Raw genomic sequence first — 14980 nt, forward strand, 5'->3', positions numbered from 1 at the left:
CCGCCTGGCTGCTCGCAAACACTCCTGGCTATTCCCGGCTACTCAGCGTGAGTCGGTCACTTATCGTGAGTCGGCAGCTCACCCTTCGCCACCTCGGCCTTGTACTCGACCTCGGCCCCGACCTCGACCTCGACCTCGACCTCGACCGGAAAGTGGCAGGCCGCCCGGTGGCCGTCCACGCCCGGGCCGAGCTGGGCCGGTTCCCGTTCCGCACACAGGTCCCGTGCCTTCGGGCAGCGAGGGCGGAAGGGGCACCCCGAGACGGGGGCCGTGGCGTGCGCGGGCCCCAGCGGCGGCTCGCCCCGCAACGTGGCCGGGCCCGCCGTACTCGTACCCGGACCCAGACCCGTACCCGTATCCGTACCCGCACCGGGCTCCGGGACGGCCGCCGCGCTCCCCGCGCCGAGCAGTGCCCTCGTATACGGATGCAGCGGGCGCGCGAAGACCTCCTCCGTCGGTCCGGACTCGACGAGTCTGCCGAGGTACATCACGCCGACCCGGTCGGCGAGGTAGCGCACCACGGACAGGTCGTGCGAGATGAAGAGGTAGGTCAGGGAGCGTTCGCGCTGGAGGCGGCGCATCAGGTTGAGGATCTGGGCCTGGACGGAGACGTCCAGCGCCGAGACGGGTTCGTCGGCGATCACCAGATCCGGTTCCAGGGCCAACGCCCTTGCCAGGCCCAGGCGTTGGCGCTGACCGCCGGAGAACTCGTGCGGGTAGCGGTGCTTGGCGCCGCGGGGCAGGCCGACGGCGTCGAGGAGTTCGGCGGTACGGGACTCCTGTTCGCCCCGGGTCCCGTAGCGGTGGATGGCCAGTGGCTCGCGCAGGATCTCGCCGACCCGCATTCTCGGGTCCATGGCCGCGGTCGAGTCCTGGAACATGAGCTGGATCCGGCGGCGCTCGGCACGGCGCTCGGTCCGGGTGAGCAGGGCGAGGTCCCGGCCCTCCAGGCGTACCTCGCCGGAAGTCGCCTCCTCCAGGCCCGCGACGATGCGCCCGAGTGTCGTCTTGCCGCAGCCCGACTCCCCCACGAGCCCGAAGGTCTCCCCGCGCCGCAGCCTCAGGGACACCCCGCCGACCGCCTGGACCGATCCCCGGCGGCGCGCGAAGACGCCGCCCGCGAGGGGGAACTCCTTGTGCAGCGCGTCGAGTTCGAGCAGGACGGGGGCGGGGGCGACACGGCCCGTCCTGGCGTCCACCTCCGCTTCCGCCACCTCTTCCGCTTCCGCTTCCGCTTCCATGGCGGTGCCGTCCGTGTCGGTACGGACACCCGCGCCCTCACCAGTGCGCGCGCCAACACCCGCCAATGGCACCGCGGGATGGAAGCATGCGTGCGAGTGCTCCTGCTCGCCACCCTGTCCCGCCTGTCCCACAGGCACCAACTCCGGTTCCTCGCCCCGGCATTCGGCACTCGCGTGCGTACACCGAGGCGCGAACGGGCACCCCTTCGTCCGTACCGTCAGGCTCGGCGGCAGGCCGGGGATGGTGCGCAGGGGTGCCGCGCGGTGGGCGGCGCGTTCGGGCAGGGCCTCGAAGAGTGCCTGGGTGTAGCGGTGCCGTGGTGCGGTGAACAGCTGGTGGGCACCGGCCTGTTCGACGATGCGGCCGGCGTACATGACCGCCACCTTGTCGACCCGGCGGGCGATCACGCCGAGGTCGTGGGTGACCAGGACGAGGGCCATGCCGAGGCGTTGGCGCAGGTCGTCGACGAGTTCCAGGATCTGGTGCTGGGTGGTGACGTCGAGGGCGGTGGTCGGCTCGTCGGCGATCAGGAGACTCGGTTCGCAGACCAGGGCCATGGCGAGGGCGACGCGCTGGCGCATGCCGCCGGAGAGCTGGTGGGGGTAGGCCCGCATCCGCTCGGCGGGCCGGGGCAGGCCGACCAGGCCGAGCGCCTCCTCGGCCTGCCGCCATGCCTGTTTGCGGCTCAACTCCTTGTGCAGGAGCAGGGGTTCGGCGACCTGGGCGCCGATGGTCAGGGTGGGGTTGAGGGAGGTCAGCGGGTCCTGGAAGACCATGCCGACGGTGTTGCCGCGTACCGCCCGCAGGGTGGTGGGGTCCGCCGAGGTGAGGTCCCTGCCGTCGAAGCGCACCCGGCCGCCGGTGACGCGTGCGCCGTGCGGGAGCAGGCCCAGAACGGCCAGCGCGGTCATCGTCTTTCCGCAGCCGGACTCGCCGACGATGCCGAGTGCCTCGCCGTGCCGCAGGTCGAGGCCGACCCCGTTCAGGGCGTGCACGGTGCGCTCGCCCGCGGTGATCGAGACGTGCAGATCCTCGATGCTCAGCAGCGGCGCGGTGGGCGCTCCGGTCGGCGGCACGGTGGGCGCTCCGGCCGTTCGCGCCCGGGCCGTCGGCACCTCGGTCGGCTCCTTCATCGGGGCTGCCCCTTCCTGGTTCCGGGAGTTGGCGCGTACCGGGCGCCGGGGCCGGATCGCGGTTCCGGCGGCGGCGGTACGTTCACGGCCGCAGCCGTACTTCGAAGGCGTCCCGCAGTCCGTCGCCGATGAAGTTGAAGGCGGCGACGACCAGCACGATCGCGAGGCCGGGCGGGATGATCAGCCACCAGTAGCCGTTCTGGGTGTACGTGATGCCGGCGGAGAGCATGGAGCCCCAGTCCGCGGCGGGCGGCGGGACGCTCAGACCGAGGAAGGCGAGATAGCTGACGTAGAGGATGGCGTCGGCGACCTGGAAGGTGCAGTTGACGAGGACGGTGCCGATCGCACCCGGGAGGATGTGCCGGAAGACGGCGCGGCCCGGACCGCCGCCCATCATCCGCATCGCCTGGACGTACTCGCGCTGCCGCAGGACGAGCGCCTCGCCGCGTACCAGCCGGGCCGGGGAGAGCCAGGCCACCGAGGCGATGATCAGGATCAGGGTGCCCTTGCCGGGGGTGGTGAGGGCGGCGACCACGACGAGCAGGAACATCGCGGGGATGGCGAGGGCGGCATCGGTGATCCGCATCATCACGGCGTCGAGCCAGCCGCCCGCATAGCCCGCCACCGCCCCGTACAGGGTGCCGAAGACCGTGGCGAGCAGGCCCGCGGCGAGGCCGACCTCCAGGGAGGTGCGGCCCGCGACCATCAGCCGTCCGGTCATGTCGTAGCCGAGGTCGGTGGTGCCCAGGAGGTGGCCGTCGGTGCCCGGCGAGAGGTTGGCCCGGGACAGGTCGGTGTGGACCTGTTCGGTGGGGAAGAGCAGCGGGCCGAGGTAGCAGAAGGCGCACAGCAGGCCGAGGACGAGGAGTCCGGTCAGGGCGAGCTTGTTGTGGCGGAAGACGCGCAGCGTGCGGCGGGCCAGTGAAGGGGTGGCCTCGGTGGCCTCCTCGTGCCCGGGCGCGGTGGCGGGGACGGTGGTGGTGGTCATGCCACGCTCCGGATCCGGGGGTCGAGGACCGCGTAGAGGATGTCGGTGAGCAGGGAGCCGACGACGGTGGCGATGCCGACGACGAGGGTGACGCCGAGCAGTACGGGGAAGTCGGAGGCCTGCGCCGCGTTCCAGAACAGCAGCCCCATTCCCGGGTAGTTGAACATCGACTCGACGACCAGGGCACCGCTGAACAGGGTGGGCAGATAGAGGCCGAGCAGGGTGGCGAGCGGGATCAGCGCGTTGCGCAGGACGTGCCGGACGAGCACCCGGCGGCCGGACTGGCCCTTGGCCAGGGCGGTGCGTACGTAGTCCTCGGCGAGGTTGTCGAGAACGGCCGAGCGCATGTAGCGGCTGAACATGGCGACGATGCCGAAGGCCATGGTGACCACCGGCAGGACGAGGCCGCGTACGTCGGCGAGGAGGGAGGTGACGCTCTCGCCCTGGGGTGCCTCGGCCGGGAAGAGCGGGACGACCTGCGCGAAGAGCATGATCATGATGAGGCCGAGGAAGAAGACCGGGGTCGCGTAGAGCAGGAAGGTGACGCCGGTGAGCAGGTAGTCGGACGGCTTGCCGCGGCGCACCGCCTGCAACAGGCCGAGCGGGACGGCGATCAGGACGGCGAGCGCCGTGGACAGGACGGTCAACAGCAGTGTTTTCGGCAGCCGTTGCCGCAGCAGGTCGAATACGGGCGAGTTGAGTTTGTACGAGTCGCCGAGGTCGCCGGTGAACAGGTCGCCGAGGTAGGCCAGATACTGCGTCGGCAGTGAACGGTCGTACCCCTCCTGGTGGTTGAAGTCGGCGATCTGCTCCGGGGTGCCCTTGGGACCGAGGATCGCGCGGGCCGGGCCGCCGGGGAGCAGATGCAGCAGGGTGAAGACGATCAGCGAGACCAGGAACAGCACGACGAGCGCCTGGAGGCACCGTTTGAACAGGAAGCCGCTCATCGGTCCGTTTCCTTCCTGACGTAGTACCAGTGCTGCGGGGCGAAGGAGACCGTCGGGTTCTGCTCGATGCCGCGCAGGTCGTTGCGGATCACCGAGACCTGGTACGCGGGGTTGGGCAGCCACATCACCGGCAACTGCCGGGCGAGGTACTCCCCGTAGGCGTGCACGGCCTTCATGTCGGGCGAGAACTGCACGGCGCGGATCAGCCGGTCGGCCTCCGGGTCGCTGTAGTTGCCGAAGTTGGCCGCGGCGCCGGTGGAGAAGAGCTGCTCGCCGCTGGGGTTGAGCGGGTAGTACCAGGACCCGGCGGTGCCGAAGAAGGACATGTCCCAGTCGCAGCCCGGGTCCTTCGCGGTGCACGGAATCGAGTTGCCGAGCACCGAGTTGAGCGGCTGCTGGCGAATCGTCAGCTCGATTCCGGCCTTGCTCAGCGAGGACTTGAGCTCCTGCATCATGTTCGTGGTCTCGGTGGACCCGGACTGCGAGAGCAGTGTGAAGCGGAGCTGCTGCCCCTTCTTGATGCCCTTGCCGCACTGCCCCCGTCCGGTGCCCGGCCGCTCGCAGCGGGCCGCCCCGCCGTCGACGCCGCGCCAGCCGTGTTCGGTGAGCAGCTTGCGCGCGGCGGCCACGGAGAAGGGGTACGGATCGCGCGTCATGGCGGGCGAGAGGTATTGGCTCCTCGGGGTGAGCGGCACCGGGCCCAGGGTCGGGGTGGCCGTGGTCCGCCAGATGACCTCGGAGATGGCCTTCTGATCGACCAGGTGCTGCATGGCCTGTCGGATGTAGAGCTGCCTCAACAGGGCTGAACTCCGGGTGGAGTTGAAGTTGTGGACGACATAGGTGACCGCCCAGCCCTCCCACGGGTCGACCCGGTAGCCCCGCTCCTCGAACCGGTCCTTCTGGGCCATCACGGAGGGCGGGATGTAGCCGTAGTCGACGCCGGAGGAACGCAGCACGTTGTACTCGGAGTCGGCCGTGGTGAAGGGTTTGAAGACGACCTTGTCCAGGCGCGGACGCTCGGAGGCGGGCCCGGTGTACTTCTCGTTCGGGACGATGGTGACCTGGCCGTTGTCCCGCCAACCCGCCAGCTTCCAGGGGCCGTTGACCGTACGCCACAGCGGGTCGCTGCCGTAGCGGCCGAGGCTCTTGGCGTGCTCGGTGAGCCGGGCGAAGACCGCCTTGGCTCCGGCGGGCGTACGGTCGAAGTCGCCGGTCGGACCGCCGTCGCGCCGCGCGCCCCAGACGTGCTGGGGCAGCGCCCGCATCAGGGTGAGCTGGTTGGCGGTGAACCAGTCCGGGTTGTACGCGCGGTTCAGGTGCAGACGCACGGTGTGCGCGTCGAGGGTCTCGAAGCGGGTGACGTTGTCCGGCATCACCCCCACCGAATAGGCGCCCCAGGACGCCTTGTTGGCCTTCACCAGGTTGAACCAGAACTCCACGTCGCGCGCGGTCACCGGCCTGCCGTCGGACCAGCGCACGCCCTTGCGCAGCGGCACGGTCACCGACCTGTTGCCCTCGCTCCAGCGCGGGGCCAGTCCCAGGGTGCTGGGCCCGTGGGTGGTCAGCCCACCCTTGGCGGCGGGCACGGGGTCGTAGACCGGGGTGTAGAGCAACGACTGGATCGCGGCGTTGTACGAGGCCCCGTAGCCCGGCGCGCCGATCGGCAGGATCCAGTTCGGGGTGGCCGCAGGGGGCAGCGCCATCGTCACGGTGCCGCCCTTGACGGGCACGCCGCCGGTCGGGGCCGCCATGGGGATGGTGCGCCCCTCCTGGAGGCAGCCGCCGAGCGCCGACAGGGTGAGCGCGGTGAGCAGCGAGACCAGGAGCGGGCGGCGTCCCGGTCTTTGACATCGTTGCCTTGAACGCATGGCGGGAAGCCTCCAAGGGGATGTGGACGCCGCCGTGGGGGCGGGGCGGCGCTTGGACGCTAGAGCCACCGCGAAAAGCAAGTCAAGGGCTTCCTTCGGATCGGTGGGCGTCAACTGCGAGCAGAAGAAGGTGAGTTGAGAAGGGCATCGAATCGGCGCCGGATGTTGCCGAATGGTTCGAAGTCACTGGTCAGCAGCGCATTGGCGTGGAGGGCGGCAGGTTCTCGGCGGTGCTCGCCGAATTCCCACTCCTGGTCAACTTCCTTCTGTCGTAAGTAGAGTTGATCGGCCTTTCCGAACCAACTCACCGAACCAACCGGTCGAAGGGGCCGGGATGCGGGATCCGGAACACCGACGAGTACGAGGACGAGGACGTGGAGCCGTATGGCAGGAGTGCCCGGAGCCGAGCCGGATTCGGCGCAGCGGATTCTCGGCCTGGTCTCTTCGGGGGTGGCGGACTCCCGGGCCGGTCTCGTCCGGGAGTTGGGCCTGGCGCCGTCCACCGTCTCGGCCCGGGTCCAGGAGCTGGTGAGCGCGGGACTGCTGACCGAGCACGGCGAGGGTGCCTCGCGCGGCGGGCGGCGGCCCCGGCTGCTGCGGGTGCGGCCGCAGGGTGGCGTCGCGCTCGCGGCCGACCTCGGCAGCCATCACGCGCGGATCGGCGCGGTGGACCTCGGCGGCAGGGTCGTCACGGCCGTGGACCATCCGTACGACCTCACGGCGGGACCGGAGCCCGCGGTGGACTGGCTGTGCGAGCGGGTGGCCGAACTCGCCCGCGTCCAGGGCGAGTCAGGGCACACGGTGCGTGGTTTCGGGGTGGCGTTCCCCGGTCCGGTTCAGGCCGGCGAAGGCCGGGTGCTCAGCCCGTCGCGGATGCCCGGCTGGCACCGCTATCCGCTCCGGGAGGTCCTCCAGGAGCGGCTCGGTATGCCGGTGACCGTCGACAACGACGCGACGATGATGGCCGTCGGCGAACACCGCGCCGCCCGGGGCCACTTGGAGCATCTGGTGGTCGTGAAGGCGGGGCGCGGTATCGGCTGCGGGATCATCAGCGCGGGACGGCCGTACGCGGGTGCGACCGGTTGTGCGGGCGACATCAGCCACGTACGCGTGGACGCCGCCGAGGAACGGCCGTGCAGCTGCGGCAACATCGGCTGCCTGGAGACGGTGGCCAGCGGCGCGGCCCTCACCGCCGAACTCGCCGGCCAGGGCGTGCACTTGACCGACACGGCGGCACTGCTCGACCGGATCTCCGACGGCGACCCGCGGGCCACCACCCTGGTCCGCACGGCCGGACGCCACATCGGCTCCGTCCTGTCCGTGGTGGTCAACTTCTTCAACCCCCAGGCAGTGGTGCTCGGCGGGGCACTGGCCACCGCGGAGCCCCTGGTCGCGGCCGTACGAGGGGTGCTGTACGAACGCTGTCTCCCCCTGGCCACCGCGGAGTTGGACATCACGACCACACTCACCGGACCCGACGCGGGCCTGCTCGGCGCCGGACTGACCGCACTCGACCAGGCCCTGCCCACCGGCCACGCCCTGCCCACCGACCGGCCCGAGCGGGAAGAAGGCGCACCGGCATGACAACTCCCCTGGCCCACCGCCGACTTCGGATCGGTATCGGCGGTATCGCGATCGAGGCTTCGACCTTCTGTCCGCACCGCTCCACCCTCGCGGACTTCCGTCGCACCCGGGGGCAGGAGCTCCTGGACCGGTACGCCTGGACCGCTCCCGGTGGCGATCTGGCCGAACTCGTCGAGTGGGTACCGCTGTTGCACGCCGTGGCCCTGCCCGGCGGCCCGGTGGAGGCCGAGTCGTATCTGCTCCTGAAGGACGAGCTGGTGGCCCGGCTGCGGGCGGCGGGGCCGCTGGACGGTCTGGTGTACGACATCCACGGCGCCATGAGCGTGGTGGGCCTCACCGACGCGGAGGCGGACCTGACCGAGGCGGTACGGGCCGCGCTCGACGCGAACGGCACCCCGGACGACCCGGTCGGTGGGCGCCCGATGATCTCCGCGGCGATGGATCTGCACGGCAATGTCTCCCACCGCTTCGCGGCCCCGATCGACCTGCTCACGGCGCACCGGCTCGCCCCGCACGAGGACGCCTGGGTGACCCGGGAACGCGCCGCCCGCAATCTCGTGCGCTGTCTGACCGAAGGGCTGCGCCCGCACCGCGCCTGGGCGCAGATCCCGGTACTGCTGCCCGGCGAGAAGACCAGCACCCGCCTGGAGCCCGCCAAGTCGCTGTACGCCTCGCTCGCCGACACGGAGCGGCTGCCGGGCATCCTCGACGCCGCGCTCTGGGTGGGCTACGCCTGGGCCGACGAGCCGCGCTGCCGGGCCGCCGTGGTCGTCACCGGCGAGGACGCCGAACTGGCGTGCGCCCAGGCGCACTTGCTGGCCCGGCGTTATTGGCGGGCGCGCCGCGAGTTCGCGTTCGTCGGGCCGACCGGCACCGCCGAGGAGTGTGTCGCCCGGGCCGTCGCCGCCACCGAACGCCCCTTCCTGGTCAGCGACTCCGGCGACAATCCGACGGCGGGCGGCGCGGGCGACCTCGCGTACATGCTGCGCGTACTGCACGCGCACGAGGAGATCCGCGGCGGCCGGGTCACCGCCCTGCACGCGGGCATCACCGACCCCGCCGCCGTCGCCGACTGCCTCGCGGCCGGTACGGGCGCCGAGGTCACCCTCGACGTCGGCGGCAAGGTCGACACCGGCCACGGCGGGCCGTACCGCCTGACGGGAACGGTGCGGGCCGTGCAGCGCGGGGGCGGGGCGGTGGTGCCGGAAACGGGGGTGCGGGACAGCGGGTGCGACTTGGCCGCCGTCACCTGCGGCGGACTCACCGTCGTCCTGACGAGCCGGCGCAAGCCCTTCCACACCCTGGCGGACTTCTCCGGCCCCGCCGAGGGCGGACTCGGCCTGGATCCACGGGAGTTCGACGTCGTGGCCGTCAAGATCGGCTATCTGGAACCGCAACTCCACGACATCGCCGCGGACTGGCTGCTCGCCCTCACCCCGGGCGGCGTCGACCAGGACCTGCCACGGCTCGGCCACCACCGCGTCGAACGCCCGCTGTACCCCTTCGACGAGGACGCCTTCGAGGGCCCGTTCACCGAGGGCTCGTCCGCAGAGGGCCCTCGCACCGGCGCCGACGAGGAGCGGTCCGGGCCGGACCTGACACCCGTACTGCTGCCGCCGTTGCACGACAGGGTGTGAGGCGGGAGAACCTTGCACCCCTGAGGGCCGGACATCCGGGCGCCCGATGCCCTAGGATCGCGTCTTTCCGGCCCGGGCGAGGCTCTGCCCGCGGCCCCATCGCTCCTCCCTCACCGATCCTCCCTCCACCGCTCCTCCCCCACCGGTGCACCGTCGCCCCGGCGGCGCTCCTCCCGCGTTCCGCCGGTCCACGCTCCGTACGCCCCCGAGTCCGCATGCCGGACGCTTGGCGGCGATCTGAGGGGTGCCGCCCGCAACGTCCCAGCGCAGGGCAGTGATAGTACGGAACTATCACCTTTCGGCATTGGCGCCGACCGGGCGCCGTCCACAACGGTGGATCCATGACTGACGGGCGAACCACACCCCGGTTCCCGCCGAGCCCCCAGTCCGTCGTCCGGCACAGTCCGGTCGTGGACGAGGGGCAAGGCTGCCCGTCATGCGCCGCGCAGAACTGGGAGAGCGTCCGGCTGGCGAACGCCACCGAGCTGCTCGACCAAGCGGCGCGCGTGCTGCGTGAACGGCGCTGGACTGCCGGTGAACTGCACCTTCTGGCAGTCCAGTTGACGGAAACGCTGCGCGACGTCCACCGGATCGCCGAGAGCAGGGGCTCCCCACCCCGCGCCCTCTGCGTTCGGCCGGGCGAGGCCGCACCCCGCGGCGAGGGCTCCGGCAGCGGACCCTTGCTCGCGGATGCCTGCGGCTGAGAACCGGCGGCGCGTGGGCGGTACGTGACACACCCCTCATGGACCGCCACCCCCCACAGGGGCCGGGCGGGCGTTCCAGATCTCCCCCAAGATTCTGGAACACCCGCCCGGTACCGCTTTCCCCTCCCTCTTTCCTCCTTGCCCCCCCCCGGATCCCCCCGTTTCCTCTTCCGGCTTCGGCTTCGGCTTCCTCGGCTTCCTTCGGCCGCTACTCCCCCGCCGTCAGCGGCTGTAGCGCATGAGCGCCCGCACCATGTGGCAGGTGGTGTCCGACGGCGGGTGGATCCCGACGCATTCGGCGGTCGCCCGGATCCTCTTGTTGTGCGCCTGGTTGGGCATGTGCACACCCGAGTCCAGGAGTGCTATCGCCAGCCGCATGGCCTTCAGACGGCGGTTGTGCGTGATGTACCACTCGCGCGGGCGGCCCGGAGGCAGCTTCTTCTTGGCGAGCGGGGTGTACGGCAGGTCGATCGGCAGGGACATCTGGTCGAGAACGGCAGACGGCACAGGCATCCTCCTGTCGTGGCCGGAAGAGAACCGGAAATTCCCCGGTCCCTCCCTCGAACACTGCTTCTATTCTACCGTCCGGGACTGACAACAACCCCTGCTCACAGGCACTTTGTGGCCCTCGGAGGCGGTCGCCGCGAGCCCCCGCGCGCACCCCCGCGTACGCCCCGCGTACACCCGCCGCACGATGCCGTACGCCCGATTCACGCCAGGGTCCGTCCGCACGTACCGTGGGCCCCATGGAGATCTGGATCAACCCCGCCTGCTCGAAGTGCCGTACGGCCGTGAAGCTCCTCGACGAGGAGGGTGCCGCGTACACGGTGCGCAAGTACCTGGAGGAGGTGCCGAGCGAGTCGGAGATCCGCGCGGTCCTCGACCGGCTCGGTCTGGAGCCCTGGGACATCACGCGCACCCAGGAGGACGAGGCCAAGGAGCTGGGCCTCAAGGACCGCGAGGCCTGGCCGCGCGACGCCTCCGGCCGCGACCGCTGGATCGCCGCACTGTCCGCCCATCCCCGGCTGATCCAGCGCCCGATCATCACGGCGGACGACGGCACCGCCGTGGTGGCCCGCACGGACGAGGCGGTACGGGACGCGATCTCGCGCGGCTGAGCCGATCCGGGGATGCCCCCAACTGCCGTACCACCGGGGCGGGTTCAGACAGATGCCTGAACCCGCCCCGGTGTCGCGCACCGCGCTGCTGGATGTCGTACTACGGCCTCGCTCAGGCGCCGACGTACTCGCCGACGTACTGAGCGAGGTGCTCGCCGGTGACGGTGGAGCGGGCGGCGACCAGCTCGGCCGGGGTGCCCTCGAAGACGATCCGGCCGCCGTCGTGACCGGCGCCGGGGCCGAGGTCGATGATCCAGTCGGCGTGGGCCATGACCGCCTGGTGGTGCTCGATGACGATCACCGACTTGCCGGATTCCACCAACCGGTCGAGCAGGCCGAGCAGTTGCTCGACATCGGCGAGGTGCAGACCGGTGGTCGGCTCGTCGAGGACGTACACGCCGCCCTTGTCCCCCATATGGGTGGCCAGCTTGAGCCGCTGCCGCTCGCCGCCGGAGAGCGTGGTGAGCGGCTGGCCGAGGGTGAGATAGCCGAGGCCGACGTCGGCGAGCCGCTCAAGGACCTTGTGCGCAGCGGGAGTTCGCGCCTCACCCGCGCCGAAGAACTCCTCCGCCTCGGCCACCGACATCGCGAGCACCTCGCTGATGTCCCGGCCGCCGAAGCGGTATTCGAGCACCGAGGCCTGGAACCGCTTGCCCTCGCACTCCTCGCACGGGACGGCGACCCCGGCCATCATGGCCAGGTCGCTGTAGATCACCCCGGCGCCGTTGCAAGTGGGGCACGCGCCCTCGGAGTTGGCGCTGAACAGGGCGGGCTTCACGCCGTTGGCCTTGGCGAAGGCCTTGCGGATCGGGTCGAGCAGTCCGGTGTACGTCGCCGGGTTGCTGCGCCGTGAGCCGCGGATCGGGCTCTGGTCGACCGAGACCACGCCCGCGTCGGCCGAGATCGACCCATGGATGAGCGAGCTCTTGCCGGAACCGGCGACCCCGGTGACGACGGTGAGCACCCCGAGCGGGATGTCGGCGTCGACGTCGCGCAGGTTGTTGGCGTTCGCGCCGCGGATCTCCAACATGCCGGTGGGCTTGCGTACTTCGTCCTTGAGCACGGCACGGTCGTCGAGATGGCGGCCGGTGACGGTGTCGCTGGCGCGCAGCCCGTCGAGGGTGCCCTCGAAGCAGACGGTGCCGCCGCCGGTACCCGCGCCGGGGCCGAGGTCGACGACATGGTCGGCGATCGCGATCATCTCCGGCTTGTGCTCCACCACGAGCACCGTGTTGCCCTTGTCCCGCAGGCGCAGCAGCAGATTGTTCATGCGCTGGATGTCGTGCGGGTGCAGACCGGCGCTGGGCTCGTCGAAGACGTACGTGACATCGGTGAGCGAGGAGCCGAGGTGGCGGATCATCTTGACGCGCTGGGCCTCGCCGCCGGACAGCGTGCCCGCCGCCCGGTCGAGGGAGAGATAGCCGAGGCCGATCTCCACGAACGAGTCGAGGGTCCGCCGCAGCGCGGTGAGCAGTGGCGCGACCGACGGCTCGTCGAGCTCGCGCGCCCAGTCGGCCAGGTCCCTGATCTCCATCGCACAGGCGTCGGCGATGTTGAGCTTCTTGATCCGTGAGGACCTGGCGAGCTCGCTCAGCCGGGTGCCGTCGCACTCGGGGCAGGTCGTGAAGGTGACCGCCCGCTCCACGAACGCGCGGATGTGCGGCTGCATCGCCTCCCGGTCCTTGGAGAGCATCGACTTCTGCAGCTTGGGGATCAGGCCCTCGTAAGTGAGGTTGACGCCGTTGATCTTGACCTTGGTCGGCTCGCGGTACAGGAAGTCCTGCAGTTCCTTCTTGGTGTACTTGCGGATCGGCTTGGCCGGGTCGAAGAAGCCCGACTCGGTGATGATGCGTACCACCCAGCCGTCGCCGGTGTAGGTGGGGATGGTGAACGGGTCCTCGGAGAGCGACTTGGAGTCGTCGTAGAGCTGGGTGAGATCGATGTCGGAGACCGTGCCCCGGCCCTCGCAGCGGGTGCACATACCGCCGGTGCGGGAGAAGGTCACCTTCTCGGTCTTGGTCTTCTCCGCGCCGCGGTCGACCGTGAACCCGCCGCTCGCGCTGACCGAGGCGACGTTGAAGGAGTACGCGCCGGGCGGGCCGATGTGCGGATCGCCGAGGCGGCTGAAGAGGATGCGCAGCATGGCGTTGACGTCGGTGGCGGTGCCCACCGTGGAGCGCGGGTCGGAGCCCATCCGCTGCTGGTCCACGATGATCGCGGTGGTCAGGCCGTCGAGTACGTCGACCTCGGGCCGCGCCATCGTCGGCATGAACCCCTGGACGAAGGCACTGTAGGTCTCGTTGATCATCCGTTGCGACTCGGCCGCGATGGTGTTGAACACGAGCGAGCTCTTGCCGGAACCGGAGACACCGGTGAACACGGTCAGCCGACGCTTGGGAAGCTCGACGCTGACGTCCTTCAGGTTGTTCTCGCGGGCGCCGTGCACGCGGATGAGGTCGTGACTGTCGGCGACATGCGGCTCGGGCGACTGCGTCCGGGTGCTCGCGGCCGTGCTCATGGTGTCTCCAAATGTCGTGCGGGGCGGCCGGTTCGGCCCCCGTCGGTGTCGCTCGCCCCGGGCCCGCGGCTTCGGGGCCCTGTCGTGGGGCTGTGTCGTGGAGCGGTGTCCGCTGCGGCGCGGCCTGCGTGGTTCCGGCCGCGACCGCCGATACCGGTCAGCGGTGTCGGCTGACCGGTATCGGCGGCGCGGTCCGTCGGGACGCTCGGCGCGCGGCACCGGGCGGCGGGGCCCGTGGCTGGTGGAGTCACGGGCCCGGCCGGGCGGCTTGGGGTTCGCCGCCAGAGTAACCCCCGGCTTCGCGGAGCAGGGCTCAGATTTTCCGCCGCGGGGCCCGCCGCGGTCGGCGTGCGGGGATGACTACGGAGTCGGGCTCACTGCTTGCGGGGCTGGTTGAAGCGGAGCATGTTCCCGGACGGGTCGCGGAAGGCGCAGTCGCGGACGCCGTACGGCTGGTCGGTGGGCTCCTGGAGGACTTCGCCGCCCGCCGCCGCGATGCGCTCGAAGGTGGCGTCGACGTCGTCGGTGCGGAAGATGACGCCGCGCAGCAGGCCCTTGGCGAGCAGTTCGGCCATGGCCTGCCGGTCGGCCGCAGGGGCGTTGGGGTCGGCGAGCGGCGGTTCGAGCACGATGTCCAGATCGGGCTGCGCGGGCGAGCCGACGGTCACCCAGCGCATGCCCTCGAAGGCGACGTCGTTGCGGACCTCGAAGCCGAGTACGTCCCGGTAGAAAGCGAGCGCCTTGTCGTGGTCGTCGACGGCGATGAAGCAGGTGGAAAGGTTGATGTCCATGCGCTTCACGCTACGAGCGGGGGTCGGCTTTCGCTTCTCCATTCCTGACCGGTCGCGTATGGATCTTGGCGATGCACGCCGGGATGGCCGCGCCGTCCCCGTGGTCGCGGGCCCGGTACGCGCTCGGGCTCTCCCCGACCAGCTCGGTGAACCGCGAGCTGAACGACCCGAGCGACGTACAGCCGACCTCGAAACAGACCTCGGTCACCGAGAGATCGCCGCGCCGCAGCAGCGCCTTGGCCCGCTCGATCCGGCGCGTCATCAGATAGCTGTACGGGGTCTCGCCGTAGGCGGCACGGAAGCTGCGGGCGAAGTGGCCCGTGGACATCAGGGCGGTCCGCGCCAGCGCCGGTACGTCGAGCGGCTGCGCGTAGTCGCGGTCCATCACGTCACGGGCCCGGCGCAGCCGGACGAGGTCCTCCAGGTTCACTTGACCAGCGTCGCACAGGG

Annotated in this window: 12 protein-coding genes; 4 read left to right on the plus strand and 8 right to left on the minus strand. The window is 70.8% G+C overall.

Translation table 11 applies throughout. The features are described 5' to 3' along the window. Positions 1-56 precede the first annotated feature (56 nt). From HUT18_RS06485 to HUT18_RS06500, 4 genes are all read right to left on the minus strand, one after another. The gene (locus tag HUT18_RS06485) at positions 57-2375 is read right to left on the minus strand and encodes an ABC transporter ATP-binding protein (protein WP_176098624.1); all 2319 of its coding nucleotides are present in this window, start codon (positions 2373-2375) and stop codon (positions 57-59) included. Between the two features lie 82 nt (positions 2376-2457). Next, a complete protein-coding gene (locus tag HUT18_RS06490) occupies positions 2458-3363 on the minus strand; it encodes an ABC transporter permease (protein ID WP_176098626.1) in 906 nt (301 codons plus the stop codon). After that, on the minus strand, positions 3360-4310 hold the full coding sequence (locus HUT18_RS06495) for an ABC transporter permease (protein WP_176098628.1): 951 nt from the start codon (positions 4308-4310) through the stop codon (positions 3360-3362). The genes HUT18_RS06490 and HUT18_RS06495 overlap by 4 nt, the downstream gene beginning before the upstream one ends. Then, entirely contained in the window at positions 4307-6178 is a 1872-nt protein-coding gene (locus tag HUT18_RS06500) for a peptide ABC transporter substrate-binding protein (protein WP_176098630.1), read from the minus strand. Before HUT18_RS06500 ends, HUT18_RS06495 begins: the two co-directional genes overlap by 4 nt. A 384-nt stretch (positions 6179-6562) precedes the next feature. On the opposite strand from HUT18_RS06500, the gene HUT18_RS06505 reads away from it, so the two are divergent. From HUT18_RS06505 to HUT18_RS06515, 3 genes are all read left to right on the plus strand, one after another. Continuing rightward, positions 6563-7762, plus strand: coding sequence for an ROK family transcriptional regulator (locus tag HUT18_RS06505; RefSeq protein ID WP_176098631.1), 1200 nt, complete (start codon positions 6563-6565; stop codon positions 7760-7762). Further along, complete coding sequence (locus tag HUT18_RS06510; RefSeq protein WP_176098633.1) at positions 7759-9399, plus strand: M81 family metallopeptidase; 1641 nt, start codon at positions 7759-7761, stop codon at positions 9397-9399. Before HUT18_RS06505 ends, HUT18_RS06510 begins: the two co-directional genes overlap by 4 nt. Before the next feature lie 341 nt (positions 9400-9740). Next, positions 9741-10103 (plus strand): hypothetical protein, encoded by a 363-nt coding sequence (locus HUT18_RS06515; protein WP_176098635.1) that lies wholly within the window; start codon positions 9741-9743, stop codon positions 10101-10103. 222 nt (positions 10104-10325) lie between these two features. Here HUT18_RS06515 and HUT18_RS06520 read toward each other — a convergent pair whose 3' ends face one another. Continuing rightward, positions 10326-10586 (minus strand): hypothetical protein, encoded by a 261-nt coding sequence (locus tag HUT18_RS06520; protein ID WP_254878938.1) that lies wholly within the window; start codon positions 10584-10586, stop codon positions 10326-10328. A 263-nt stretch (positions 10587-10849) separates the two neighbouring features. Between HUT18_RS06520 and HUT18_RS06525 the strand changes: the two genes are divergently transcribed. Further along, the gene (locus HUT18_RS06525; RefSeq protein WP_176098638.1) at positions 10850-11221 is read left to right on the plus strand and encodes an arsenate reductase family protein; all 372 of its coding nucleotides are present in this window, start codon (positions 10850-10852) and stop codon (positions 11219-11221) included. Positions 11222-11333: 112 nt separating this feature from the next. Here the strand turns inward: HUT18_RS06525 and HUT18_RS06530 are convergent, their stop codons facing one another. The 3 genes from HUT18_RS06530 to HUT18_RS06540 all read right to left on the minus strand — a co-directional run bounded on the left by HUT18_RS06530 (position 11334) and on the right by HUT18_RS06540 (position 14960). After that, positions 11334-13739: an excinuclease ABC subunit UvrA gene (locus tag HUT18_RS06530; RefSeq protein WP_176098640.1), complete on the minus strand. Its 2406-nt coding sequence runs from the start codon at positions 13737-13739 to the stop codon at positions 11334-11336. Between the two features lie 374 nt (positions 13740-14113). Beyond that, positions 14114-14530 carry a VOC family protein gene (locus tag HUT18_RS06535; RefSeq protein ID WP_176098642.1) on the minus strand — a complete coding sequence of 139 codons (417 nt, stop codon included), beginning with the start codon at positions 14528-14530 and terminating at the stop codon, positions 14114-14116. Positions 14531-14540: 10 nt separating this feature from the next. After that, on the minus strand, positions 14541-14960 hold the full coding sequence (locus HUT18_RS06540; RefSeq protein WP_176098644.1) for a helix-turn-helix domain-containing protein: 420 nt from the start codon (positions 14958-14960) through the stop codon (positions 14541-14543). Positions 14961-14980: the final 20 nt, after the last annotated feature.

This window comes from Streptomyces sp. NA04227, assembly GCF_013364195.1.
Lineage (GTDB): Bacteria > Actinomycetota > Actinomycetes > Streptomycetales > Streptomycetaceae > Streptomyces.

Bases quoted from the DNA above. Each gene is read 5' to 3' on its own strand.
- HUT18_RS06485 (WP_176098624.1), bottom strand. From the start codon at position 2,375: ATGAAGGAGCCGACCGAGGTGCCGACGGCCCGGGCGCGAACGGCCGGA.
- HUT18_RS06490 (WP_176098626.1), bottom strand. From the start codon at position 3,363: ATGACCACCACCACCGTCCCCGCCACCGCGCCCGGGCACGAGGAGGCC.
- HUT18_RS06495 (WP_176098628.1), bottom strand. From the start codon at position 4,310: ATGAGCGGCTTCCTGTTCAAACGGTGCCTCCAGGCGCTCGTCGTGCTG.
- HUT18_RS06500 (WP_176098630.1), bottom strand. From the start codon at position 6,178: ATGCGTTCAAGGCAACGATGTCAAAGACCGGGACGCCGCCCGCTCCTG.
- HUT18_RS06505 (WP_176098631.1), top strand. From the start codon at position 6,563: ATGGCAGGAGTGCCCGGAGCCGAGCCGGATTCGGCGCAGCGGATTCTC.
- HUT18_RS06510 (WP_176098633.1), top strand. From the start codon at position 7,759: ATGACAACTCCCCTGGCCCACCGCCGACTTCGGATCGGTATCGGCGGT.
- HUT18_RS06515 (WP_176098635.1), top strand. From the start codon at position 9,741: ATGACTGACGGGCGAACCACACCCCGGTTCCCGCCGAGCCCCCAGTCC.
- HUT18_RS06520 (WP_254878938.1), bottom strand. From the start codon at position 10,586: ATGTCCCTGCCGATCGACCTGCCGTACACCCCGCTCGCCAAGAAGAAG.
- HUT18_RS06525 (WP_176098638.1), top strand. From the start codon at position 10,850: ATGGAGATCTGGATCAACCCCGCCTGCTCGAAGTGCCGTACGGCCGTG.
- HUT18_RS06530 (WP_176098640.1), bottom strand. From the start codon at position 13,739: ATGAGCACGGCCGCGAGCACCCGGACGCAGTCGCCCGAGCCGCATGTC.
- HUT18_RS06535 (WP_176098642.1), bottom strand. From the start codon at position 14,530: ATGGACATCAACCTTTCCACCTGCTTCATCGCCGTCGACGACCACGAC.